General features: G+C 58.7%; 23 protein-coding genes and 2 riboswitches. Of the genes, 12 read left to right on the top strand and 11 right to left on the bottom strand.

The features are described from left to right. Positions 1–95: 95 nt before the first annotated feature. A riboswitch (ZMP/ZTP riboswitch) is annotated at positions 96–182 on the bottom strand. Positions 183–316: 134 nt separating this feature from the next. Genes DXA66_RS01170 through DXA66_RS01155 form a run of 4 tightly spaced genes read left to right on the top strand, consistent with a single transcriptional unit; the run spans position 317 to position 4,977 of the window. Beyond that, positions 317–1,468 carry a cysteine desulfurase family protein gene (locus tag DXA66_RS01170; RefSeq protein ID WP_118526296.1) on the top strand — a complete coding sequence of 384 codons (1,152 nt, stop codon included), beginning with the start codon at positions 317–319 and terminating at the stop codon, positions 1,466–1,468. A 36-nt stretch (positions 1,469–1,504) separates the two neighbouring features. Next, a complete protein-coding gene (gene thiI / locus DXA66_RS01165; protein ID WP_097776560.1) occupies positions 1,505–2,704 on the top strand; it encodes a tRNA uracil 4-sulfurtransferase ThiI in 1,200 nt (399 codons plus the stop codon). A gap of 5 nt (positions 2,705–2,709) precedes the next feature. Continuing rightward, positions 2,710–4,029: a competence/damage-inducible protein A gene (locus tag DXA66_RS01160; protein WP_118526294.1), complete on the top strand. Its 1,320-nt coding sequence runs from the start codon at positions 2,710–2,712 to the stop codon at positions 4,027–4,029. Between the two features lie 33 nt (positions 4,030–4,062). Further along, positions 4,063–4,977, top strand: coding sequence for a hypothetical protein (locus tag DXA66_RS01155; protein WP_118526292.1), 915 nt, complete (start codon positions 4,063–4,065; stop codon positions 4,975–4,977). Between the two features lie 160 nt (positions 4,978–5,137). Here the strand turns inward: DXA66_RS01155 and DXA66_RS01150 are convergent, their stop codons facing one another. The 7 genes from DXA66_RS01150 to DXA66_RS01120 all read right to left on the bottom strand — a co-directional run bounded on the left by DXA66_RS01150 (position 5,138) and on the right by DXA66_RS01120 (position 13,437). Further along, on the bottom strand, positions 5,138–6,358 hold the full coding sequence (locus DXA66_RS01150) for a M20 family metallopeptidase (RefSeq protein ID WP_097776563.1): 1,221 nt from the start codon (positions 6,356–6,358) through the stop codon (positions 5,138–5,140). Positions 6,359–6,434: 76 nt separating this feature from the next. Continuing rightward, positions 6,435–9,275 carry a preprotein translocase subunit SecA gene (secA, locus tag DXA66_RS01145; protein ID WP_097776564.1) on the bottom strand — a complete coding sequence of 947 codons (2,841 nt, stop codon included), beginning with the start codon at positions 9,273–9,275 and terminating at the stop codon, positions 6,435–6,437. A 395-nt stretch (positions 9,276–9,670) separates the two neighbouring features. Then, complete coding sequence (locus DXA66_RS01140) at positions 9,671–10,321, bottom strand: HAD family hydrolase (protein WP_118526290.1); 651 nt, start codon at positions 10,319–10,321, stop codon at positions 9,671–9,673. Positions 10,322–10,340: 19 nt separating this feature from the next. Continuing rightward, positions 10,341–10,865: a QueT transporter family protein gene (locus DXA66_RS01135; protein WP_118526288.1), complete on the bottom strand. Its 525-nt coding sequence runs from the start codon at positions 10,863–10,865 to the stop codon at positions 10,341–10,343. A gap of 7 nt (positions 10,866–10,872) precedes the next feature. Next, positions 10,873–10,973, bottom strand: a riboswitch (PreQ1-III riboswitch). 225 nt (positions 10,974–11,198) lie between these two features. Continuing rightward, entirely contained in the window at positions 11,199–12,089 is an 891-nt protein-coding gene (locus DXA66_RS01130) for a DegV family protein (protein WP_118526286.1), read from the bottom strand. Then, positions 12,080–12,586 (bottom strand): tRNA (cytidine(34)-2'-O)-methyltransferase, encoded by a 507-nt coding sequence (locus DXA66_RS01125; RefSeq protein WP_005944287.1) that lies wholly within the window; start codon positions 12,584–12,586, stop codon positions 12,080–12,082. The genes DXA66_RS01130 and DXA66_RS01125 overlap by 10 nt, the downstream gene beginning before the upstream one ends. 14 nt (positions 12,587–12,600) lie before the next feature. Beyond that, entirely contained in the window at positions 12,601–13,437 is an 837-nt protein-coding gene (locus tag DXA66_RS01120) for a bifunctional hydroxymethylpyrimidine kinase/phosphomethylpyrimidine kinase (RefSeq protein WP_242702906.1), read from the bottom strand. A 183-nt stretch (positions 13,438–13,620) separates the two neighbouring features. Between DXA66_RS01120 and DXA66_RS01115 the strand changes: the two genes are divergently transcribed. Continuing rightward, positions 13,621–13,824 carry a hypothetical protein gene (locus DXA66_RS01115; RefSeq protein WP_044954007.1) on the top strand — a complete coding sequence of 68 codons (204 nt, stop codon included), beginning with the start codon at positions 13,621–13,623 and terminating at the stop codon, positions 13,822–13,824. 55 nt (positions 13,825–13,879) lie between these two features. Here DXA66_RS01115 and DXA66_RS01110 read toward each other — a convergent pair whose 3' ends face one another. The 4 genes from DXA66_RS01110 to DXA66_RS01095 form a co-directional block, all read right to left on the bottom strand. Next, the gene (locus DXA66_RS01110) at positions 13,880–14,353 is read right to left on the bottom strand and encodes a pilin (protein ID WP_118526282.1); all 474 of its coding nucleotides are present in this window, start codon (positions 14,351–14,353) and stop codon (positions 13,880–13,882) included. Positions 14,354–14,561: 208 nt separating this feature from the next. Then, positions 14,562–16,112, bottom strand: a complete 1,551-nt coding sequence (locus DXA66_RS01105) for a 4Fe-4S dicluster domain-containing protein (RefSeq protein ID WP_005944276.1) — start codon at positions 16,110–16,112, stop codon at positions 14,562–14,564. Positions 16,113–16,362: 250 nt separating this feature from the next. Further along, positions 16,363–17,658, bottom strand: coding sequence for a tRNA (N(6)-L-threonylcarbamoyladenosine(37)-C(2))-methylthiotransferase MtaB (gene mtaB / locus DXA66_RS01100; protein ID WP_118526280.1), 1,296 nt, complete (start codon positions 17,656–17,658; stop codon positions 16,363–16,365). A gap of 177 nt (positions 17,659–17,835) precedes the next feature. Beyond that, positions 17,836–18,189 carry a twin-arginine translocation signal domain-containing protein gene (locus DXA66_RS01095; RefSeq protein ID WP_118526278.1) on the bottom strand — a complete coding sequence of 118 codons (354 nt, stop codon included), beginning with the start codon at positions 18,187–18,189 and terminating at the stop codon, positions 17,836–17,838. 213 nt (positions 18,190–18,402) lie between these two features. On the opposite strand from DXA66_RS01095, the gene DXA66_RS01090 reads away from it, so the two are divergent. The 7 genes from DXA66_RS01090 (at position 18,403) to der (ending at position 25,289) form a co-directional block, all read left to right on the top strand. Next, positions 18,403–19,641, top strand: a complete 1,239-nt coding sequence (locus DXA66_RS01090) for a D-alanyl-D-alanine carboxypeptidase family protein (protein WP_118526276.1) — start codon at positions 18,403–18,405, stop codon at positions 19,639–19,641. 213 nt (positions 19,642–19,854) lie between these two features. Further along, the gene (locus DXA66_RS01085) at positions 19,855–21,186 is read left to right on the top strand and encodes a glucose-6-phosphate isomerase (RefSeq protein WP_097775285.1); all 1,332 of its coding nucleotides are present in this window, start codon (positions 19,855–19,857) and stop codon (positions 21,184–21,186) included. 51 nt (positions 21,187–21,237) lie between these two features. Further along, positions 21,238–21,642 carry a hypothetical protein gene (locus DXA66_RS01080; protein ID WP_005944262.1) on the top strand — a complete coding sequence of 135 codons (405 nt, stop codon included), beginning with the start codon at positions 21,238–21,240 and terminating at the stop codon, positions 21,640–21,642. 141 nt (positions 21,643–21,783) lie between these two features. Next, a complete protein-coding gene (locus DXA66_RS01075) occupies positions 21,784–22,284 on the top strand; it encodes a DUF177 domain-containing protein (protein WP_097781644.1) in 501 nt (166 codons plus the stop codon). 26 nt (positions 22,285–22,310) lie between these two features. After that, on the top strand, positions 22,311–22,490 hold the full coding sequence (rpmF, locus tag DXA66_RS01070) for a 50S ribosomal protein L32 (protein ID WP_005920250.1): 180 nt from the start codon (positions 22,311–22,313) through the stop codon (positions 22,488–22,490). 99 nt (positions 22,491–22,589) lie between these two features. Then, positions 22,590–23,915: a DUF512 domain-containing protein gene (locus tag DXA66_RS01065; RefSeq protein WP_118526274.1), complete on the top strand. Its 1,326-nt coding sequence runs from the start codon at positions 22,590–22,592 to the stop codon at positions 23,913–23,915. A gap of 30 nt (positions 23,916–23,945) precedes the next feature. Then, positions 23,946–25,289: a ribosome biogenesis GTPase Der gene (gene der, locus DXA66_RS01060; protein WP_005944256.1), complete on the top strand. Its 1,344-nt coding sequence runs from the start codon at positions 23,946–23,948 to the stop codon at positions 25,287–25,289. The last annotated feature ends 7 nt before the right edge of the window (positions 25,290–25,296 follow it).

Genomic DNA, 25,296 nt, shown 5'->3' with positions numbered 1-25,296 from the left:
CCTTGTCTGCGGGCAAAAAATCCCGCCATTCAACGCACCCTGCTTATAAAAACAACTTCCGACAACAAAAAAGGCAGCTTTGCGCAGCAATTGCGCAAGGCTGCCCAGACGGTCGGCATTGACTCTCCCGCCATCCCTGCACTGTGGTGCTCCACAAGGTTCCGTCAGCAGAGATACGGTCTCTATGCAGTAAAGATAGCACAATGCCGGGGTGTTTGTCAAGGAAAAACAGCGTCAAATATTTTGCGTTCTACAGCCTGTTGTGGTATACTTATCATGGTTTACTATGAAAATTTAGAAAGCAGGAATCCCTTTTATGCTGCAAAACCCTGAATTGCATTATCTGGATAACGCCGCCACCACGATGGTTGCTCCCGAGGTGGCGGATGTAATCGACAAGGCCATGCGGGAACACTGGGCAAACCCGTCCAGCCTGTACGGCCCCGGTGCCCGCAGCGAGGAAGCGCTGAACGCTGCCCGTGCCGCTGTGGCCCGTACACTGGGCTGCAAGCCAAAGGAGCTGTACTTTACCTCCTGCGGCAGCGAGAGCAACAATCTGGCCCTGCTGGGCGCGGTGCGCACCCGCACTTTCGGCAAGGGCATCGTGGTGTCCGGCTTTGAGCACCCAAGCGTCCAGCGCCCGCTGGAAGAGCTGGCGAAGCAGGGCTACAATGTCACGGTGGTCAAGCCCCGCCCGGACGGCACATTGGATATCAACGAAATGCTGGAGCATGTGGACAAGAACACCATCCTTGTGGCCTGCATGATGGTGAACAACGAAGTGGGCACCCGCAACGATGTGGAGCGCCTTGCCGCCGAGGTCAAGCGCCGCAACAGCCGCACCATCGTCCATGTGGACGCGGTGCAGGCGTGGATGCGTGTGCCCATCAAGCTGACGAACATCGACACCCTGTCGGTGAGCGGCCACAAGATCCACGCTCCCAAGGGCATTGGCGCGCTGTATCTTTCTGACCGTCTGGTGCAGGCGTTCCGGCCACCGTACCTCGGCGGTGAGCAGGAGCGCGGCCTGCGCCCCGGCACCGAAAACCTGCCCTACGCCATGGGTCTTGCCGCAGCCGCCACCCGTCTTGCCAAGACCATGAAGAGCCGTGACACCGCTATGAAGGCTCTGAACCAGCGTCTGCGGGACGGCCTGAAAGCTTTCCCGGAGGTAGAGCTCAACAGCCCGGAGAACGCGGTGCCCGAGGTGCTGAACTTCAGTGAGAACTGCATCAAGAGCGAGACCATGCTGGCATGGCTGGCCGAAGCACAGGTGTATGTTTCCTCGGCAAGTGCCTGCGGCCGCGGCCAGCCCAGCCACACGCTGGCAGCCATGGGCAAAGACCCGCTTGCCATCGACACGGCCATCCGCGTGTCCTTCTGCGGCGACAACACCCCGGAGGATGTGGATGCTTTCCTCAACCGCTTTGAGGACGGTATGAAGCATTTGCAGAAGATCAGAAAGTGAAAAAAACAAATCCTACGATCAGGAGATACAACATTTATGCATGAAATCATTATGGGCTATCAGGGTGAAATGTCCCTGAAAGGCCTCAACCGCAACCAGTTCGAGTCGGCGATGATGAAAATTCTGCGCTACCGGCTCAAGACCGTGGGCAAGTTCAAGGTCTACTGCACCCAGTCCACCTTTTACATGGAGCCTGAGGAAGAAGACGTGGATATGGACCTCGCCTTTGACCGGGTGAGCAAGGTGTTCGGCCTTGCGGCGCTCAGCCGCGCCGTGGTCTGCGACAAGGACTTTGACACCATCTGCCAGACTGCCGAGGACTACCTCGGTGCCAGTCTGCACGGCATCCGTACCTTCAAGGTGGAAGCCCGCCGCTCCGACAAGACCTACCCCATGACCAGCCCTGAATTGATGCGGGAGCTGGGTGCCTATCTGCTGGGCAAACACAACTACCTCAAGGTGGATGTGCATAACCCGGATTTCAAGGTGATCGTAGAAATTCGTGATTACGGTGCCTACATCCACGGCCCGAAAGTACCCGGTGAGGGCGGTCTGCCCGTGGGCACCAGCGGCCGTGCATTGAACATGCTGTCTGGCGGCATCGACAGTCCCGTGGCAGCTTACCGCATGGCAAAGCGCGGTCTGGCACTGGACCACATCCACTTTGCGTCTCCGCCGTACACTTCGGAGCGCGCAAAGCTCAAGGTGAAGGCTCTGGCGCAGCTCACCAGCATCTATACGGGCAGCTCCAATCTGTTCGTCGTGCCCTACACCAAGCCGCAGGAGTACATCCGGGATAATGCTCCGGATGTGCTGTTCACGGTGCTGATGCGCCGCAGCATGATGCGCATTGCCAACGTTATTGCCAAGAAGCAGGGCTGCGAAGCCCTTGTTACCGGCGAGAGTCTGGCTCAGGTAGCCAGCCAGACCGTCAAGGCCCTGCAGTGCACCGATGCTGCGCAGGATCTGCCCATCCTGCGCCCGCTCATCGGCATGGACAAGACCGAGATCGTGGAGACGGCACGCCACATCAACACCTTTGAGACCAGCATCCTGCCCTACGAGGACTGCTGCACCATCTTCACCCCGCCGCACCCGAAGATCCGCCCGGAGCTGGAAGAAATTCTGGAAGCCGAAGCCGCCATGCCCGGCCTTGCCGCGCTGGAAGCCGAAGCCGCAGAGAGCGCCGAGCGCATCCGCATCCGTATCACCGATCAGGTCGAATTTGAGGGGTGAAAGCCATGACAGCAGAGATCATCAGTGTGGGCACCGAGCTGCTGCTCGGCAACATTCTCAACACCAACGCCCAGTATCTGAGCCGTGAGCTGGCGGCACTGGGCATTACAGTTCAGCGCGAGAGCACCATCGGCGACAACCACGACCGTTTGGCGGATTTCGTCAACGAGGCAAAACAGCGGTGCGACCTGCTGGTGTTCACCGGCGGCCTTGGCCCCACGGCGGATGACCTGACCAAGGAGACGGTTGCTGGATGCTACGGCGACACGCTGGCTTTTGACCCGGAAGAATGGCAGAAGATTGTGGATTTCTTCACTCGTACCGGGCGCAAGACGACCCCAAACAACCGCAAGCAGGCCATGGTGCCGGTGAACGGCCACAAGATCATCAATAACCACGGCACTGCCCCTGGGGCATGGTTCGAGCAGGATGGCCACTGTGCCGTGCTGATGCCCGGCGTGCCTCACGAAATGAAGGCCATGTGGGAGGAGAGTGTGCGCCCGCTGCTGCTGGCCCGCCAGAACTGCACCCTGCATTCCATCACGCTGCGGGTGCTGGGCGGCGAAAGCGATATCGAATACCGTGTGCGGCATCTGCTGGAAAACGCAAATCCCACCGCCGCAATCTACTGCAAGACCGGCGAGTGCGAGATCCGCATTACTGCCCGGGCAGAAACCGACAGTTCAGCCGAAAAAATGTGCCGCGCATACGCCACAAAGTTCTATGATCTGCTGGGTGATGCGGTGTATGATGAGGATGTGACCGGTCTGGAAGAGACTCTGGTGCACACCCTGAAGAAAAAGGGGCTCACCATTGCCACGGCAGAAAGCTGCACAGGCGGCATGATCGCCCAGCGGCTGACCAATGTGTCCGGTGCAAGTGAGGTGTTCGGCTTCGGCTTTGTTACCTACTGGGAGCAGGCCAAGGCAAAAATGGTGGGCGTGGAACCGGCAGTCATTGCAAAATACAATGTGGTGTCTGCCCCTGTGGCGGCACAGATGGCACTGGGCGCAGCCGAAGCTGCCGGGGCCGATATCGCTGTCAGCGTCACCGGCCTGGCCGGCCCCAACGGCGGCGATGCCGTCCGCCCGGTGGGCACGGTGTATTTGGGTGCGGCCTGCGGTGAGACCGTCTATGTAAAAAAGCTCTTCGTCTCCCGCCCCGACCGTGCGCTGGTGCGTGCCCGCGCGGCACAGGCGGCACTGGAACTGGCGCTGCGTCTGGCTCAGGGCAAAGTTCCTGCAGATACACAGGCACTGGCAAAAAGCGCCCGGCATGATGCTGCGGCTCTGACGGCACTGGACAGCACCTTCCTCAAGGGTTAATACGAGCGGCCCCGGGCCGCGGGGGTGAAGCAGTTGATACACGAAGAAAAAACGCAGACCACCTGTGTGCTGCGGTTGTTTGGCGCGCCGCTGTGGGCAGTACAACAGGCAGTGCAGCAGACAGGACTTGCTGCCCAGTGCCGCAGCCGCGGTGCAGAAACACTGGCTGCGCTGCAGGCAGAAACGCCCGCGGCATTGAGCAAGGCACGGAAAGCGCTGGCAGACCGCTTTGCGGCAGAGCTGTACGGAGAAGGGGAGATGACCCTTGTTCATGCAGCGGTGCAGGCGCTGGAAACGCACCGCAGGCTGCTGGTGTGCTGCGATGCCGATGCAGGCACTCTGCTGGAAGCCCGGATGGAAACGGTGGCCGGCGCAGAAAAAGTGTTTGATTTTGGAGCCATGAGCTATGCCGATGCAAAGGTGCGGGAAAAGCTGAGCGCGAAGGTCTGCCGGGTCAAGGGCGGGCCGGTGCCGGCAAAGCTTACCCGTGTGCGGGCAGCGCAGCGCCTTGTGGGTGCAGACTTTGCAGCCGGGTGTCTGGAGCGCGCCGAGGACACGGTGCTGTTTCTGGGCAGCCGGAAAGGCTGCTGGGTGCGCACGGTGGCCAATGCAGATACGCCTGCTTTGTGGCTGCTGGATATGATCCGCCGGGCGGCTTCCGGTCTGCCGCAGGCGGCGGGAACGATCTGGCAGAAGTATGGCAGGGCCATCCCGGCAGATGCCCTGACGGCGCAGCGCCTGCCGGACAAGCCGGAGCCGGATGCACCGACAGCAGCGCCGCGCAAACGGCACAGGGTGCGGAATGCCCTGATTTTTCTGCTGATTCTGGCACTGGCCGCGTTTGCCGCTGCGTGGTATTACACCGGCGGCGACCTTGCCGCCCTGCCGCAGCAGCTGCAAAGCCTTGGAGCCGACAGCCTGCCCCATGCGGGGGCAAAGCTGATATAAAAAAGACCCCGGAGGGTGTGAACCTTCCGGGATTTTTTTGTTTATAAAGGCGATTTTTAAGAGATGCAGCGTGCTGCTCCGAACCCATCCGTGAAAAAGAACCACCGGAAAATCCGCAGATTTTTCGGAGGTTCAAATAAATGATAAATTTTCCGAATGGTTATGCCTTGTGGTCGCTCAGCCAGCGCAGGCCCATATAGGCATAGGCTGCTGCGCCCTCGTACAGCACGCTGTCGTCAAAGCGCACCTTGGGGTGGTGCTGGCCGTAAACATAGCCCTCCTTGGCATTTCCGGCGGAGAGGAACATGCTCACGGTAGGCACTTCATGACTGACAAAGGCAAAGTCCTCGCTGCCGCCGCCGGGCTTGCCGCCGGTGAGGACGGTCATATCCATGGCACCACGGCCCAGCAGTTCGGTCATATAGGTCAGGGCATTCTTGGCAAGAGGCGTATCCACCACCATGCAGGGGCAGTGGTCGCTGAACTCCACATCAGCAGTGCAGCGATAGGCTGCCGCCACGCCCTGCGCGATCTCGGTCATGCGCTGGTGGATCTGCTCGCTCACGGCACCTTCGGGGTCCACCGTGCGGATAGTGCCCCACATATCGGCAGAATCCGGGATGACGTTGGATGTCTTGCCAGCTTCAAACCGGCCCGTGGTGAACACGCCAAACTTGGCGGGGTCCAGCTCACGGCTGTTGATCTCCTGCAGGGCAATGTGGATGTGGGCCGCTGCGGTGATGGGGTCGATGCAGGCGTTGGGCATGGAGCCATGGCCGCCCTTGCCGTGTACGGTGATGTGGTACTGCTCACAGCTTGCCATGGTGATGCCGCCGCCCGGCACCAGCACGGTGCCCACGGGCAGGGGCATCCCGGCCAGAACATGGAACATGACCGCGGCGTCCACCTTCGGGTTTTCCAGCAGGCCGTTTTTCAGCATGTCCAGCGAACCCTGAAAGATCTCCTCTGCAGGCTGGAATTCCAGCTTGATGGTGCCCTCGATCTCGTCCTCGTGTTCTTTGAGCAGCTTTGCCGCACCCAGCATCATGGCGGTGTGCATATCGTGGCCGCAGCCGTGCATCTTGCCCGGCACCTCGGAAGCAAATTCTTCGCCAGATTCCTCCTGAATGGGCAAAGCATCCATGTCACCGCGCAGCAGGATGGTCTTGCCGGGGTGCTTGCCGCCCGCCAGCGCGAGTACGCCGCACTTGCCGCAGTCCTGCGGGGCATAGCCCATTTCGGTCAGGGCCTTTTTCACCAGCGCTTTTGTCTCGGGCAGGTCAAAGCCTACCTCCGGGTGGCGGTGCAGGGTGCGCCGCCATGTGCGCAGCTGGGTTTCCAGCTCTTTTGCGGCAGTGAGCAGTTCTTCCGGTGTGATCATTTCAAAATCAACTCCCTCTATTTTATCAAAAACCTCCCAGACCCTGCCTTATGGCAGAGCCTGAGAGGTTTTTTACTTAGTTTTCGTTCGTCGATGTGCCTTCCGGGTGGTACTTGGCGCAGGTGCACTTTTTCCACTTCAGGCCGCTGCCGCAGGGGCAGGGGTCGTTGCGGCCAATTTTGATGACACGCACAGGCTGGCCGTGGGGTGCACCCTTGGCACCGGGTGCACCGTTGCCGGGCACAAAGCCTTCGCCGGTGGGCTTTGCCACCTGCTCACGCTTGGGGGCAGCACCGGCCTGACGGATCTCGATGGTCAGCAGCATCTTCACACTGGACTCACGGATGGAATCCACCATCTGGTCGAACATGTCAAAGCCCTCGATGCGGTACTCCACAACGGGGTCCTTCTGGCCGTAGCCGCGCAGCGCAATGCCCTGACGCAGCTGGTCCATGTTGTCGATGTGGTCCATCCACATGCGGTCCACGCACTTGAGCAGGCAGATGCGCTCCAGCTCACGCATGATGGGAGCACCGTAGCGCTGCTCCTTGTCGGCGAGGATCTTCATGCCGCGGTCATAGAGCTGGTCGGCAATGCCCTTGCGGGAGATATCGTCAAAGTCGGCCACGGTGTAGTGGAGGTCTTCCTCGGTGGTCAGCCAGCCCAGATAGTGGCGGCGCAGGGCACCAAAGTCCCAGTCGTCCTTCACATCACCGGCCAGGAACTGGTCGCAGCTGGAATCGATGTTCTCGCGCAGCATCTTGTGCATTTCGGTGCTGATATCCTCGCCATCCAGCACCTTGCGGCGCTGACCATAGATGATCTCGCGCTGCTGGTTCATCACGTCGTCGTACTTCAGCACGTTCTTGCGGATCTCGAAGTTGCGGCCTTCCAGCTTTTTCTGGGCGCTTTCCAGCGTGTTGGTGATCATGCGGTTCTCGATGGGAGTGTCCTCATCGATCTTGAGGGTATCCATCAGGCTGGAAACGCGGTCGCCGCCGAACAGGCGCATCAGGTCATCTTCCAGACTCAGGTAGAAGCGGGAAGCACCCGGGTCGCCCTGACGGCCGGCACGGCCGCGCAGCTGGTTGTCGATGCGGCGGCTCTCGTGGCGTTCGGTGCCGATGATGAACAGGCCGCCTGCAGCGCGCACCTGCTCAGCTTCGGCATCGATCTGGGGCTTGCACTGGGCGTACAGCTCATCGAAGCGCTTGCGGGCAGCAAGGATGTTGGCATCCTCGGTATCGCCGTGGCCGTTGGCTTCGGTCAGCAGCATTTCCACTGCAGCCGGGTCGGCATCCTCGGGCTTTTCCGGGTTCAGCAGGTTTTCGCAGAAGTGTTCCTTGCGCATCTGGGCCTTGGCCATGAACTCGGCGTTGCCGCCCAGCATGATATCGGTACCACGGCCTGCCATGTTGGTGGCAATGGTAATGGCACCCTTTTTGCCGGCCTGCGCCACGATCTCGGCTTCATGCTCGTGGTTCTTTGCGTTCAGCACGTTGAAGTCGCGGGTGTATTTCTGCAGCATCTTGGCAAGGGTCTCACTCTTTTCCACGCTGACCGTACCCACCAGCACGGGCTGGCCCTTCTGGTGGCATTCCAGCACCTGCTGGATAACGGCATTGTATTTGCCGTTGACCGTCTTGTAGATGGCATCCGGATAATCGATGCGCTGACGGGGGCGGTTGGTGGGCACCGTAACGATGTTCAGGCCGTAGATCTCGGTGAACTCGGTGGCTTCTGTCTTGGCGGTACCGGTCATACCGGACAGCTTTTTGTACATGCGGAAGTAGTTCTGGAAGGTGATGGTAGCCAGCGTTTTGCTCTCGGCGGCGATCTTCACGCCCTCCTTGGCTTCGATGGCCTGATGCAGGCCTTCGTTGTAGCGGCGGCCGATCATCAGACGACCGGTGAACTCGTCCACGATGATGACCTGACCATCCTTGACCACGTAATCGATGTCCCGCTGCATCACGCCGTAAGCCTTGATGGCCTGATCGATGTGATGGGCAAGGGTCATGTTCTCGGCGGCGGCAAGGTTCTCGACCTTGAAGTAGGCTTCCGCTTTCTTGATGCCGCTGGCAGTCAGGGTACAGGTCTTGTGCTTTTCGTCCACGACGTAATCACCGTCGGTCTGCTCGTCGGTAGAGACTTTATCCTCCAGCTCTACCACCACGCTCTTGCGCAGGGTGCGCACAAAGCGGTCCACCTGTGTGTACAGGCTGGAGGAATCCTCGCCGCGGCCGGAAATGATCAGGGGCGTGCGGGCTTCATCGATCAGGATGGAGTCCACTTCATCGACGATGGCATAGGCGTGGCCGCGCTGCACCATGTTGGCCTTATAGGTCACCATGTTGTCGCGCAGGTAGTCGAAGCCGAACTCATTGTTGGTACCGTAGGTGATGTCGGCAGCATAGGCGGCGCGGCGTGCATCACCGTCCATGCCCTGTGCGATCAGGCCGACAGAAAGGCCCAGCCAGCGGTAGAGCTTGCCCATCCACTCGCTGTCGCGCTTGGCAAGGTAATCGTTGACGGTGACAACATGCACGCCCTCACCGGTGAGGGCATTCAGGTAGGCGGGCAGGGTAGCCACAAGAGTCTTGCCTTCACCGGTCTGCATCTCGGAAATATCGCCGCGGTGCAGGGCAATGCCGCCGATGACCTGCACAGGGAAGTGCTTCATGCCCAGCACGCGCCATGCGGCCTCGCGGCAGACGGCAAAGGCATCGGGCAGGATATCATCGGTGGTCTTGCCGTCGGCCAGCTGCTGCTTGAACACAGCGGTCTGTGCCTGCAGGTCGGCATCCGGCATGGCGGCATATTTTTCTTCCAGAGCCAGCACCTGCTTGGCAATGGGGTTGATCTTTTTCAGCTCTCGGTCCGAGAAGCTGCCAAAGAGTTTTTCAACAAGGGACATTGGTAACACCTCATAGATCAAATTCGGGAAAATGCTTCCCGGAGATAGACATAAATACACACATATATGATACACCAAAGCGGCAGACGCGTCAAACCTGCAAGGTTATTTTAGCCGGCTTTTGAATGAATTTTCTGTAAATTTGCGCTGGAAGGGGGTTCATAAAAGGAAAAGATATGTGGTGGAGGCGAACAGCCTTGCCCTCTCCGTCTGCTCCCGCTGGTCGCATCCACCTCCCCCAAAGTGGGAGGCCTTGGCAATCCATGCAAAGTTTCCGGTTTCGCCAAAGGCTCCCCCTTTGGGGAGCTGGCGAGCGAATGCGAGACTGAGAGGGCGAGCCAGCTAAAACAAAAACCACCTCTGATTTTTGCAAATCAGAAGTGGTCAGATGTACATTATAAGGTTTCCAGCAGCTGCGGCAGCTGTGCCAGATCGTCGATGACATTCGGGCACACAGCCTCGAGCCGCGCGCGGGACTGGTGGCCGCCGGTGTAGAGCACGCATTTTGTGCCAAGGGCCTTTGCAACTTCGGCATCGTGCTGGGTGTCGCCCACCATCACGCAGGCAGCAGGGGCGATGCCGCTTTGTGCAAGCCACTGTTTGCCCACCTGCACTTTGCTTACGCCATAGATGTCTGCAAGGCCGAGCAACTCAGTAAAATAGGCCTGCAGGCCCCGTGCGGCTACCTGCTCGATCAGGTAGTCCCGGCGGGAGGCGGAAAGCACGCTCTGCCGCCAGCCCCGGCGCGAAAGTTCGGCCAGCGTTTCGGCAGCGTGTGCAGAGGGGGGACAGGCATCCACACCTGCGTTATAATGTTCCATAAAGCGCTCGGCCAGCTCTGCATAAGGGTGCTTTGCAAAGTTGAAACCGGCGCGGGTGTAGTATTCCTCAATGGGAAAACCGAAAATTTCCCGGTAAGCGGCAAGATCGTACCGCTGCGGATAACCGTGGGTCTCCAGCATCCAGTTGAGACAGCTGTGGGTGAAATCAACATCATCCATCAAAGTGCCGTTCCAGTCCCAGAAGATCATTCCGTTTGCCTGCATGGAAACCTCCTTGCGGTCATTAAGCTGCAAAAATTTTGCGCAGGGCCTTGCTGCTCTCGATGATCTTCACCAGCAGCACACCCAGAACGGTGCAGCTGATGAGCTCGCCGATGCCTACGGAGATGCCGTTGGTGATGCAGGCCAGCCAGATGGGAGCGCTGGAGGTGGGGTCCGGGAACATGACGGCGATCTCAATGCCGATGATCACGGCATTGAACAGCACCGGCGGCAGGGAAGCCGCCATAGCCAGACCCTTGATGCGGATGTTCCGCAGCTTGTAGGTGACAAGGCAGGCCAGCAGGGTGGCAAGGGTGCCAAAGATGACATCCACGATGGTGGAGCCCAGCAGGTTTGCCAAAAAGCAGCCCAGTACCACACCGGCAATGTACTCGGCACCGAACACCGGCAGCAGGCAGAGCGCCTCAGCCACACGCACCTGTACCGCACCATAGGAGAGCGGCTGCAGAGCCATGCAGAGAACAACATAAATGGCTGCGACCACGCCGCAGCGCACCAGTTTACGGACAGAAGGATTCTGATTCATGATAATACTCCAGCGGGATGATTTTGACCGCACAGGGCCGCCAGCCCCTGTGGGTTTGGCCCGGCATGGTTCGAGACACGCCGGGGAGCCTAAAATCCTAAGTTGCTCTGAAAGGATGCCGCACAAAAAGCACAGCAAAAGGCAGTATAGCATAATTTTTGGCAGATTGCAACGAATTTTCGCAGAATCAGGTACAGATGCAGTTTTTGGTTTGGACCCTTCCGGTGAAAAAAGAGGTTCCGAAAAGCCCGCAGGCTTTTCGGAACCTCAAAATAAAAATAAAATTACCGCTGAAATAGCCAGAGCGAAAGCGGAGGCTATTAAAATCGTGTGTTACCCTCTGGGGTGTCCGGTGTATACCAGAGCCACCGTGTCGGGGCCGGTGTTTGCGGAAACGACACCGCCCAGCTCAAACACCAGCAGCGGCGGCTTGCCAAAGGCCTTGCGGCAGGCCTTTTCCAGATCCGCTGCCTGCGGGATGTTGGTGTGGCCGATCATATAATCAAAGTTCTCCACGCCTTCGCTGCGCTGTTTGCACAGCTCCACCATGGCGGGCACCACCTTGTCATCGCCGCGTACCTTGGCTTCCACCTTGGTTTTGCCGTCGATCAGGGTGATGATGGGACGAATGCCCATCAGTTCGCCCATAACAGCAGCAGCGGCAGAGATGCGTCCGCTCTTTTTCATCTGCTTCAGGCTGTAAGGGCCCAGAACGATCTCCATGCAGTCCATCTGCTTTTCAAACTCCCGGATCACATGGCTGATCTCTGCGCCGTTCTTCAGCTTGCGGGCCATTTCGCACAGATACCAGCCGAACACCATGGAATAGGTGTGGGGGTCCAGCAGATGGATCTTCAAGTGGTGCTCCGGGCGCTCTTCCCGCAGCATCCCCTGTGCCATGAGGGCGTTATTGTAGGTGGAAGAGCCGGATTTGTTGATGGGTACATGAATGACATCAGTATAGCCCTCGTCCACGTACTGGCAGTATTTTTCGCAGAACTGGATGGGGGTGATGGCGGCAGTGGAGGGCACGCCCTTAGCGGCACGCATCTTATCGTAAAATTCGGTGTTGGTGCAGCTTTCACGCTCCACGTAGTCCACATCGTCCAGCAGGATGTGGAAGCTCATGATGTCGATGCCGTATTTTTCGGCCATCTCCTGCGGGATATCGCAGGAGGAATCGGTCAGGATCGCAATCTTGCTCATAATATCCCTCATTTCCATTCGTAGTCTCGTAAGTGTCCGTGGTCCAAAAGCTCCGGAAAGTCCCACTGGCGCAGCACTTCATACACGCCCACGGCCACGCTGTTGGAAAGGTTCAGGCTGCGGCAGGTGTCGCGCATGGGCATTCGGATGCAGTGCTCCTGATTGGCGGCAAGCAAGGCTTCGGGCAGGCCAGCATCCTCGCGTCCGAACACGAGGTATGCACCGTCCGGGTAGCTCACATCGGTGTAGCGCTGCGGTGCCTTGGTGGTAAAATAGTAATAGGGGCCGCTGTTTTTGGCAAAGAACTCGTCCAGACTGTCGTAATAGCTGATGTCGAGGTAGTGCCAGTAATCCAGACCAGCATGCTTGAGCTTTTTATCATCGATGGCAAAGCCCATGGGGCCTACCAGATGCAGCCGACAGGCAGTGCAGGCACAGGTGCGGGCCACATTGCCGGTGTTCTGCGGGATGCGCGGCTCCACCAGAACGATGTTCAAGGTTGGCTTTTCGTTCATCGGTGTACCTCCCCTTATTCTGCCGAGCTTGCCGGGCACAGGCGCGGCAGAAGCGGCTCGAACCAGACCCCGTAGCGGGTATCCTGCGCGGCGGGCGTGTTCTGGATGGAAAGCGCCACGAACTCGGCAGCGTTGTCGGCGGCGGCACTCAGGGCGTTGCCCTGCAGCAGCGAGCCGATGAGCACCGCACCGTACAGGTCGCCGGTGCCGGGAAAGCTGCGGCTGATGTGCAGCTTTTTGATGAGGAAGCGGTCTTTTCCGCTGCCTGCACAGCCGATGTATTTGCCCAGCGGCAGGCCGGTGACGACAGCCCCGGGGGCCAGAGCGGTCAGCTCGTCAGCCAGAGCCTGTGCGGCTTCATCGGTGAGCAGCTCGGTCTGCGGCTGGCGCTGCAGCAGGATCTGTGCCTCAGTGTAGTTGGGCAGGATCAGATCGGCAGCACCGCACAGTGCACGGATGCGATCGATCAAAGCAGGCGTTACGGTGGAGTAAGCCTTGCCGTTGTCGCCCATGACCGGGTCAACGATCTTTTTGGCTGCGGGCCAGAGGGCAAAGGCTTTTTCGGCCAGTGCCACCTGATCCTCACCGCCCAGATAGCCGGTATAGATGCAGTCAAATTCCACGCCAAGCGCATGGTAATGCTCCAGCGCCTGTTCGCCGTAGGCGCAGCCGTCCAGTCGTGCAGGTGTGCCAAGCCCGCCTGTGTGGGTGGAAAGCACCACCGTGGGCAGGGCCACCGGCTGCACGCCCATGACCGACAGCACCGGCAGAATCACTGCAAGGCTGCAGCGTCCCATGCCGGAAAGATCGTGGATGCAAAGGACTTTTTTGGGTTCAACAGGGTGTATCAAATAAGGAACCTCCTTACCAGTATGCGGAATGAGCAGTGCGCTTTTTAGCCGGGCACACCCGCCCATTAAAACATCGTAGAACAGTATACCACAAACTTCTGCATAAAAAAAGCGGATACCAGATAGTTTACAGGAAATAATAACACCGGAGACCGGATCTTTTTCACCGAAAGGAGTTTTACTATGAAACATGAATCAACCAGTTCTTCCGGAATGCTGCTTGGCATGGCCGCGGGGGCGGCACTGGGTGCCGTGGGCGTGATGGCCGCCACCCAGAACCAGCGCCAGCTGCGCCGCACCACCCGCAAGGTGATGAAGGGTGCCGAGAACGCTGTGCTGCAGCTGGACAAAATGGTTGGCGACTTTGTGGAAAAGCACATGGAGTGATAAAAGCAAAGAACGGCGTTCCGGTGAGGAACGCCGTTCTTTGCTTGAAAAAAGCTTACTTGTTCCAGATGCACATGCGGGCCGTGGTGTTGATCTCGCCCAGCACGCTCAGATCCATCTGAATGTTGCAGGTAACGGTGAGTGCCTTGTTCACATCGCTGCCGGTCAGCACCGAGGCGGGCATGTTCTTGATGGTGAGCACGCCGGTGCCCTTGGCAACATCGCCGGAGATGGTGCCGGTGTAGGTCACATCACCAATGGTCAGGCCGGACAGACAGCCGGTGACACCCATCTTGCTTACCTGCTGGATGGGCAGGGTGAGCGTGTAGGTGCCGTTGGACTGGCGGGTGAGGGTGACATCACGGCTGGCATCGATGCCGGTGTTGGCCATGGATTCCTTATCGGATTTTTCTTTCCAGAATTTAATGCCTACGTTCAGGCTGGAAGCAGCGCTTGCACCAAAGGTGAACATGCACAGCAGCAGCACTGAGAGCAGGGCGGCGCTTACGCGCTTATAAGTGTTCGTCATGAATGATCTGCCTTTCCTGCCACAGAGGCGGCGTTGAACAATTGCGGTAATACCAGTTTGTCAATGCTAAAATAGCATGGCTGTGCAAAATTGTCAATCCGCTTCGTGAAGCTTTCACAGAAATGTTGCACATTGATAAAATATAGTGGGCGAAGATGACGAAGAACCGCCCCTCCGGCAGGAGAAGCGGTTCTTGAAAAATCAGCGCTTAAAGTTCAAAGTCGGGGTCGTCCTTCAGCACATGGATCTCGCTCATAAAGGGGCTCTGCTCCGGGTCGGCGAAGGGAGCTTCCTTGACGTACTTGTTCAGCTGGATGGCTGTGCGTGCAGGGTCGGCAATGGTGCCTGCGCCGCCGATGCAGCCGCCCGGGCAGCCCATGCCTTCCAGCAGGTAGCCGTTGTACTTGCCGGCCTTGGCCAGCATGAGCAGCTTCTTGCATTCGGCAAGGCCCTGTGCGGATGCGATCTTGACATCCATATCCGGGTGCCATTCCTTGATCTTATCGGCAACAGCCTTGGCAACGCCGCCGGACTGTGCAAAGCCGCGGCCTGCTGCGGATGCAGCGTGCAGAGCTTCGGCCTCGTCCACTTCCAGCAGGCTGGTGTCCACATCCTTGGCCTCGATGATACCGGCCAGCTCTTCAAAGGTGAGCACGAAGTCCACATCGGAGCGGACGGTGCGGCGGGAAGCTTCCAGCTTCTTTGCGGCGCAGGGTCCAATGAAGCACATACGGGCCTCGGGGTCCTTCTGCTTCATCATGCGGGCGGTGAACACCATGGGGGTCATGGTCATGGAGATATTCTTGGCAAGATCCGGGAAAGCGGTCTTTGCCATCATGCTCCATGCCGGGCAGCAGGAAGTTGCCATGAAGTTGAGCTTCCCGGGCACTTCCTCCAGGAAGTCGTGTGCTTCGTCCACGGTGCACAGGTCGGCACCAATGGCAACCTCCACCACATCGTAGAAGCCGACGGCCTTCAGGGCGGCCTTGAGCTTGCCGGTGGAAGCCAGACCCGGGAACTGGTTGATGAAGGCGGGAGCCACCAGCGCGTAGATGCGGTCGCCGCGGTTGAAGCCCTGGATCAGCTGATAGATTTGGCCCTTGTCGGCAATGGCACCGAAGGGGCAGTTGACCAGACACTGGCCGCAGGAAACGCACTTGCTGTAATCGATCTCGGCACGACCCAGCTCATCGGAGTGGATGGCACCCATGCCGCAGGCTGCAGCGCAGGGACGCTCGGTCTTGACGATGGCGTTGTAGGGGCACACGCCGACGCAGCGGCCGCACTTGATGCACTTGTCCTGATCGATGATGGAACGGCCGCTCTCCCATGTGATGGCCTTCTTGGGGCACACTTCCATACAGGGGTGGGCAAGGCAGCCCTGACACAGGTCGGAGACCTTGACCAGCTTTTCCGGGCAGCGGTTGCAGGCAAACTTGATCACGTTCACCAGCGGGGGATCATAATACTTATCGGCGATGGAAGCATCCTCCAGACCGGAGACGACACTGTTGTGCTCGTCCATGCGGCGGGTGGGCAGGCCCATGGCCAGACGCACGCGCTCCTCAACGATGGCGCGCTCCAGGAAGATGTCCTTGCGCAGCTTGCCTTCCTCGCCGGGGATGATGGTGTAGGGGATCTTGCGCATCAGGTGGTTGGCCTGCTCGCCCTTGACGTTGGCGTAAGCCATGCGTGCCACCTCGGTGAACACCTGACGGCGGATCTGGATGACCGTGGTATTGATTCCTCTGAAACTCATTCCAATTCTCTCCTTGCTTTGCTAAAAACAAACGGGCTGCACCCGGCTGCCGACAGCGTTCTGCCGCGCAGGGCGGGCGCGTTACAGGGCACATTGGTAACGCACTGCTGCAAACAGCGCTGTGCCCGGGATGATCCACTTTCATTTTAGCATAAAGCGTGCCGGATGAAAAGGGATAAAACGCAAAATTTGTTAAAAATTTGTTGTATTCGTCCTCGTGTACAGAATCAACAGTTTTAAGCGCGTAAACTCAGCAAAGTGCTGCACGGACGCGCTCGCCGTCGTACTCGCCAAGCGTTACGTGCACGATCTGCCCGCTTTCGTGGCCGGGGGCGGACACCACCACCGGAATGTACAGCCGGGTGTAGCCGGTGAACAGCGTGCCGGAAAGCGGGGTCTCCAGCAGCACATCGTCCTCGGTGCCCACATAGGCGGCCAGCACTTCGCGGCGTACCTCCTCGGCAATGGCGTTCATCACGCGGCTGCGCTCCTGCTTTTCCCGCTCGTGCACCTGCTCCGGGAAGTCGTAGGCCGGGGTGCCGCTGCGGCGGGAGTAGGGGAACACATGTACCTTGAGGAAGCCGATTTTCTTGAGGAATTCGCAGCTCTCTTCAAAATCGGCCTGCGTCTCGCCGGGGAAGCCGCAGATGCAGTCGGTGGTAAAGCTGACCGGGCGCTCCCCGTAGGCGGCGCGCAGCTGGTCCACCACCTGTGCGTACTGCTCGGCGGTGTACACGCGGCGCATCCGGCGCAGGGTGGCAGTGCAGCCGCTCTGCAGGCTCAGGTGGAACTGCGGGCAGAGCTTTTCCACGGCGGCAAGGCGGGTGATGAACTCCGGCGTGAGCATATCCGGGTCCAGACTGCCCAGACGGATGCGCTGGATGCCCTCCACCTGAGCACAGTGCTCCACCAGCTCCACAAGGTTGGTGCCGGTATCCAGACCGTAGCTGGGCAGGGAGATGGCACTGAGCACCACCTCGCGGTAGCCGGAAGCCGCCAGCTGGCGCAGCTCGGCAAGGATGCTGGCTTCGTCGCGGCTGCGCACCGGGCCGCGGGCCCGTGGGATGACGCAGTAGGCGCACTGGCGGTTGCAGCCGTCCTCTACCTTGATAAAGGCACGGGTGTGGGTCTCGAACCGCTCCACGGGCAGCTCTTCAAATTTTTCGCCGCGCTGGTGGGGCGTGATGGCCACAATGCGCTCATGGCCGTCCAGCAGCTTGAGAACGTTATCTAAAATGGCCTTGCGGTCGCCGTTGCCGCACACAAGGTCGGCCTCGGTGAACTGGGCGGCTTCCTCCGGGAAAGCCTGCGGGTAGCAGCCGGTAAGCACCGTGACCGCGCCGGGGTTTTCGCGCTTTTTGCGGCGCAGCCACTTGCGGCTTTTCTGGTCGCCAAAGTTGGTCACGGTGCAGCTGTTCACCACAAAAACATCCGCAGGCTCGTTCTCCTGCGCAATGGTAAAGCCGTTGGCGCGGAACATCTGTTCCAGCGCGCCGGTCTCATTCAGGTTGACCTTACAGCCAAGGGTATAAAAACAAACTCGCATGAGGGGATATCCTTTCGACAAAAAACGGGGTGGTGTTTGCATTGCTCTTTATTATATATCACAGCGGCGGTGCGGCGCAAGAGCGGATACACAGCAGCAGGCACTTTTTTGCTGGAAAGCGGGCAAAACAAAAAGAGACGGGCAAACGCCCGTCTCTCGTATGGAACTTCTGGGTAATCAGGATGCAACCTTGACGTAAACGACCAGCTTGCCCTTGTTTTCGCCCTCGGTAGCAACCTTGTAAGTGGTCTTGCCCTCGTCGGTATCAACGACCAGACCGGTGCCCTTCAGGTAGCTGCTAACAAAGCCCTTTGCGTAGTCGGTGCTGGACATGAACGGGATGTACGTGGTCTTGGTCTTGTCCTTGTTCAGGTTTTCGACCTTGGTCTTGATGCCGGCGTCAGTGCCCTCATAGATGTAAACGATGGTAACGGGCTTCAGGCTGCCGCAGCCGGTGAACATGGAAGCACTTGCAGCAGCAACGGTAGTCAGACCAGCGAGCTTCAGGAAAGAACGACGAGAAATATTCATAATAGTATCCTCCTAAAAATAATTCCACAAATGAAGCAATACGGCCTTTTTGGGCCATCTCCAATTTACACTATAAGGGGGACAAAAGTCAAGCCCTTTTGTAGAAAAAGACAAAATAAAAAATGCAGGCTGCGGTGCGGGCGCAGGATATTCTAAACAAAAAGGCCCCTGCATACTCTCTCAGCAAGAGACATTGCGCAGGGAGGGACCGAAATGGAGCGGAAAAACTTGGCGCTTTTGTGTGCAGGGGTGGTGTGCTTCTGGCTGTTTGCGCTGGCCTTTGGCACGGCGCAGGGCAATGGGCTGCGGCAGCAAAACCCGGCGGTGCAGGCGGCTGCAGACCCGACCCAGCCGGTGCAGCCCGCGGCGGCACAGCCTGCCTTGGAGCTGCCCTGCCGCGCCGCCTGCCTGATCGACCAGCAGACGGGCACTATATTATATGAAAAGAACGCCGACCAGCAGATGCCCATTGCATCCATTACCAAGGTAATGACCCTGCTGCTCACCTTTGAAGCCGTGCACGACGGCCGCATTGCCATGGACACGCTGGTGCCGGTAAGTGAACATGCCTACCACATGGGCGGCAGTCAGATCTGGCTGGAGCCGGGGGAGCAGTTCACGCTGGACGAGATGATCAAAGCCATTTGTGTGTCCTCTGCCAATGATGCCGCTGTGGCTGTGGCAGAGCTGGTGGGCGGCAGCGAGCCGGGCTTTGTGCAGATGATGAACGCCCGCGCAGCAGAACTGGGCATGGTGAACACCACCTTCCACAATGCCTGCGGGCTGGACACCGAAGGGCATCTTTCCACCGCCCACGATGTTGCCATCATGAGCCGCGAGATTTTGAACACCTGCCCGGAGGTGCTGCACTATACCGGCATCTGGACGGACACCCTGCGCGGAGGTGCCACCCAGCTGGTGAACACCAACAAGCTGCTGCGGCGGTATAACGGCATCACCGGCCTCAAGACCGGCACCACCAGCGGCGCGGGCGTGTGCATCAGCGCCAGCGCCACCCGCGACGGGCTGGACCTCATCGCCGTGGTGCTGGGGTCGCTCTCCAGCTCGGAGCGGTTCACAGCGGCCACCACCCTGCTGGACTACGGCTTTGCGGCCTACGCCGCCGTGCCGCTGCCCGCCATGGAGGACCGGCCTCTTCTTATAAAAGTAAAGGGCAGTGCAGAGGAAAGCGTACCGCTGGACTACACCGCTCTGCCCGAAACGCTGCTGATGCCCAAGGAAAACGCCGCCGCCCTCACCGCGCAGCTGGATCTGCCGCAGGAACTGGAAGCACCGGTGCAGCTGGGCCAGACCGTTGGCACGGTGCGCATCCTGAGCGGGGAGACCCAGCTGGGCGAGTACGAGGTGCGCGCCGCTGCCGATGCTGAAAAAATGGACTTTGGCACCGCATTCGGCCTGTTGTGGGACGCTTTGACCGGCTGCGAAAACTGAATGCACGCTTCAGCGTACAAAAGCGCGCTGCGGTAAGCTGCGTGGAACTGTCTGTGTGAACAATTCTGGATGAAGAAACAAAAAAACACTATTAAAATTGTATGAAATCCAAGGATTTTGACCTTGACTTTGCCCGGAGGGAACGGTACACTTATACCAAGATATTTCCTCGCAGGGCAAAGGCCCGGCAAATCGTTTGGAGGTTATAATAAAATGAGTGTCGCACTGAACACCAAACACCTCTCCAGCTTTATCAGCGAAGAGGAATATGCAGCCATCTATCCGCAGGTGGAAGCTGCCCATAACCAGCTGGAAGCAAAGTCCGGCCCGGGCAATGATTTCCTCGGCTGGATGTATCTGCCCCGTGATTATGATAAGGAAGAGTTCGCCCGCATCAAGGAAGCCGCCGCAAAGATCCGCGAGGATTCCGATGTGCTGGTGGTGGCCGGCATCGGCGGCAGCTATCTGGGCGCACGCGCTGTCATCGAGGCCGTCAAGGGCCAGTTCCACAACGAGCTGGAAAATGGCCCCAAGATCTACTTCTGCGGCAACAGCATCAGCCCCACCTACCTGAACAACATCATCAGCCTGTGCAAGGGCAAGCGCTTCTCCATCAACGTCATTTCCAAGTCCGGCACTACCACCGAGACTTCTCTGGCATTCCGCGTGCTGCGTGAACTGCTGGAAAAGGAGATGGGTGTGGAAGAAGCCAACAAGCGCATCTACGCCACCACCGACCGTGCCAAGGGCACCCTGAAGCAGCTGGCCGACGCACAGGGCTGGCCCACCTTCGTGGTCCCCGACGACGTGGGCGGCCGCTACTCCGTGCTGAGCGCTGTGGGCCTGCTGCCCATTGCTGCTGCCGGTATCAGCATCGACGACCTGATGAAGGGCGCTGCCGATTCCATGGAGCGCTTCTCCGTTCTGAGCAAGGACAACGACGCTTACAAGTATGCTGCCATCCGCAACATCCTGTACCGCAAGGGCAAGAGCGTTGAAATTCTGGAGTGCTACGAGCCGGACTTCGCCCTGATGAACGAGTGGTACAAGCAGCTGTTCGGCGAGAGCGAGGGCAAGGACAACAAGGGCCTGTTCCCCGCAAGCTGCATCTTCTCCACCGATCTGCACTCCATGGGTCAGTTCATTCAGGAAGGCTCCCGCACCATGTTCGAGACCATCGTGGACGTGAAGAAGCCTGCACAGGATCTGTTCATCGACCCGCTGGAAGGCAACTTTGACGGCCTGAACTTCCTGGCAAACCAGAACATGAGCGTTGTCAACCGCAAGGCCATGGAGGGTACCATCCTCGCCCACACCGACGGCGGCGTGCCCGAAGTGCTGATCGAGGTGGACGACCTGACCGCTTACAATGTGGGCTACCTGATCTACTTCTTCTGGCGTGCATGTGCCTGCAGCGGTTATCTGCTCAGCGTTAATCCCTTCAACCAGCCGGGCGTTGAGAGCTATAAAAAGAATATGTTTGCTCTGCTGGGCAAGCCGGGCTACGAAGGCCTGACCGCCGAGCTGGAAGCAAAGCTGAAGTAAATAAAAATGATCTCCCGCCGCAAGGCGTGGAAAATACAGGAGGACTGAACTATGATTAAACTGATTGTTGGTACCAAGGGCTCCGGCAAGACCAAGGCTATGATCGACCAGATCAATGATGCGGTCAAGACCTCCAAGGGCAACGTGGTCGTCGTTGAAAAGGGCATGAAGCTCACCTACGACATCGCTCCTGCTGCACGTCTGATCGACTTGGACGAGTACAAGATCTCCGGCGGCGAAATGCTGTACGGCTTTGTTGCCGGCCTGATGGCAAGCAACTACGATATCACCGACCTGTACATTGACGGCATCCTGAAGGTGCTGGATCATGACATCAACCGTCTGGGCGTTGTGCTGGACGAGATGGCAGCCATTGCAGGCGACAGCGTGAAGGTGACCGTTACCGTCAGCGCTGACGAGGCTGCACTGCCCCACGATGTGAAGAAGTACCTGTAATTCCGGAAAATCGGGATCTGAACTACTTTGAACAGGCAGAGAACCGGGAAATTTAAATTTTTTCGGTTTTCTGCCTGTTTTGGTGTTGACAAAGGGCTGCGTTGGCGCTATACTAACAAAGCAGCCTTTTAGAGGTGTACTATGCAATTTGACCTGAGAAAGTTTATCGCCACCGGCAGACAACCCTATCATGCAGAGTTTCAGTGTGATTTATCTGCACATGATTATGCCGGGGCAAGGATCCCGCAGCCGGTCACCGCTGTTTTTGAAGCGGAGACGGACGGCGACGAGGTCCGGATGACACTGCGGGCAAACGCATCGGTGCACGGAGAGTGCGCCCGCTGTCTGGACCCGGTCATTCGGGAGGAGACGGTCGATACGGAGTGGACGGTAAAGGAACGGGATCTGGATGATCCGGATTTTGACCTTCCGCTGGACGAAAAAGGACATCTGGATGTAGATGAATGGCTCAATCAGGAGTTTATGTTCCAGATTCCCACGGTGCTGCTTTGCAGTGCCGACTGCGCCGGGCTTTGCCCCGTGTGCGGCAAAAAGAAGGCGGAGTGCACTTGCCAGCCGGCAGAGCATGCCGAAGCTCCCGTAGACACAAGGCTCGCAATCCTTAAATCACTGCTGAACTGATAAACCCATCAAGGAGGTGCAAAAATATGGCAGTACCTAAGAGACATCTTTCCAAGGCCCGCCGCGACAAGCGTCGCAGCAATGTTTGGAAGCTGGAGGCCCCCGCACTGGTCAAGTGCAGCAACTGCGGCTCTCTGAAGCTCCCCCACCAGGCATGTGGCAACTGCGGTTACTACAAGGGCGAGGAAGTCATCAAGAAGGCCTAATTTGCGCGTAATTGGTGGCATAATGGTGTTATGTACAGAAGGGGAGGGCGCATGCCTTCCCCTTCTTGTTCTGTCTGAAAGGAGGTGGATGCGGTGGCAATGAAAATCGCACGGGTGGAACCCGGCAGCGAAGCGGAAGTGCTGGGCCTTGGCCCGGGTGACGAGCTTTTGAGCGTGGACGAAAACGAGCTGAACGACAGTCTGGACTACGATTTCTACACCGACAGCAAAAGCTTCCACCTGAAAGCAAGGGTGGCAGACGGCATCCGCGAGTGGGATGTGCAGCGCACGGAGCGCGGCCCCTTTGGCTGCGATTTCCAGACCTATCTGGGCGATCAGAAGCACTCCTGCTCCAACCACTGCATGTTCTGCTTCATCGACCAGCTGCCCCCCGGTATGCGCGAGAGCCTTTACTTCAAGGACGATGACGAGCGACTTTCCTTTTTGTTCGGCAACTATATCACTATGACGAACATGCAGGACCACGAGATCGACCGCATCATCAAGATGCACATTTCGCCCATCAACATTTCAGTGCACACCACGAACCCGCAGCTCCGTGTGCGGATGCTGGCCAACAAGCGCGGCGGCGAGGTGCTCAAGTATCTGCCCCGCCTGGTGGAGGGTGGCATCGCCGTCAACTGTCAGCTGGTGCTGTGCCGCGGCATCAACGACGGCGACGAGCTGCGCCGTACCCTCTCCGACCTTTTGGAGCTGACCCCTATGGTGCAGAGCATTGCGGCGGTGCCCTGCGGTGTGACGGACTACCGCGAGAAGCTGTTCAAGCAGACACCGTATGATGCAAAGACCAGCGCCGAAGTCATCGACATCATGGAAGAATTCGGCGATGAGTGCAAGCGCCGCCACGGCAAGCGCATCATTTACCCCAGTGATGAATGGTACCTCAAGGCAGGCAGGCCCATCCCGCCGGAAGAGTTCTACGAGGACTTCGACCAGCTGGAAAACGGCGTGGGCATGATGCGCCTGTATGCCTCGGAATTTCTGGCGGAGCTGGAAAAGCCCCACCGCATCTACGGCACCAAAAAGATGGACGTGGTCACGGGCGAAATGGCTTCGCCGCTCATCCACCAGATGATGGCTGAGCTGCACCGCCAGTACCCCATGGTCGAGGTGACGGTGCACACCATCAAGAACAAATTCTTCGGCGGCAATGTGGGTGTGGCCGGGCTTGTAACGGCGACCGATATCATTGCTCAGTGCGAGGGCAAGCTGACCAGCGGCACGCTGGGCGTGCCCGCCGTGATGCTGCGGGAGGAAAAAGACACCTTTCTGGACGACATCACCACTGACCAGCTGGCCCAGCGCCTTGGCGTGAAGGTGGAGGTGCTGCCGACCTCCGGCGGCGACGAAGCCCGCGCCCTGCTGCGCAGCGGCCTGCACATTGCAAGGAGAAGAAGAGCATAAAACCTTTTGTTATAGAAAGGAGGAACCCCTATGAGCAAACCGATCGTAGCAGTGGTGGGCCGCCCTAACGTGGGCAAATCCACCCTGTTCAACAAGCTGTGCGGTCAGCGCCTTGCCATTGTGGAGGACACGCCGGGCATTACCCGTGACCGCATTTTTGCCAACTGCGAGTGGAACGGCCACGACTTCCTGCTGGTGGACACCGGCGGTATTGAGCCCAAGGCCACCGAGGGCATTCTGGCCCACATGCGAGAGCAGGCCCAGATCGCCATTGACACTGCAGACTGCATCATCATGGTGGTGGACGTGCGCGACGGCCTGACCGCCGCGGACGAGGATGTGGCCCACATGCTGCGCCGCAGCCACAAGCCCATCATTCTGGCCGTGAACAAGTGCGACAAGGTGGGCGATGCCCCCATGGAGATGTACGAGTTCTACAACCTCGGCTTTGACGAGGTGATGCCCATTTCGTCCGTGCACGGCCACGGCACCGGCGACCTGCTGGACGCTGTGTGCGCCCATCTGGACTTCAGCGAGACGGTGGTGGAAGAGGACCGCATCCCGGTTGCCATCATCGGCCGCCCGAATGTGGGCAAGTCCAGCCTGACCAACCGCATTCTGGGCGAGAACCGCATGATCGTGGCAAACGAGGCGGGCACCACCCGTGATGCCATTGACACCCCGGTGGACAACGCTTACGGCAAGTTCATCTTTACCGATACCGCCGGTCTGCGCAAGCGCAGCAACATCACCGACGGTCTGGAGCGTTATATGGTAGTGCGCGCACTGGCCGCTGTGGAGCGCAGCCGCGTGGCGCTGATCCTTGTGGATGCCACCGTCGGCTTTACCGAGCAGGACAGCAAGGTGGCCGGTTACGCCCACGATCAGGGCAAGGCGTGCATCATCGTCGTTAACAAGTGGGACGCGGTGGAAGGCAAGGAGACCAACACCATGGAGCTGCAGCGCCGCGATTATGCCGAGTGCTTCAGCTTTATGGGCTATGCTCCTATCATCTTCATCTCGGCTCAGACCGGCTACAACGTGAACAAGCTCATGCAGCTGATCCGCGATGTGGACAGCCAGAACGGTGCCCGCGTGCCCACCGGCGTGCTGAACGAGATGCTGGCCCGCGCCACAGCCCGGATGCAGCCGCCCAGCGACAAGGGCCGCCGCCTGAAGATCTTCTATCTGACTCAGGCATCCACCCGCCCGCCCACGTTCGTGGCCTTTGTGAATTCGAAGCAGCTGTTCCATTTCAGCTACCAGCGGTATCTGATCAACCAGATCCGCGAGAACTTTGGTCTGGAACACACCCCCATCCGTCTGGTGATCCGCGAGCGCGGCTCCGGCGAAGTGGGCGCAAAGGACGTGTAAGCGCCCG

It is taken from the genome of Faecalibacterium sp. OF03-6AC, from assembly GCF_003478175.1.
Lineage (GTDB): Bacteria > Bacillota > Clostridia > Oscillospirales > Ruminococcaceae > Faecalibacterium > Faecalibacterium taiwanense.
Note: the sequence above shows the minus strand (reverse complement) of the source record. Positions and strands in the feature narration are given on the sequence as shown.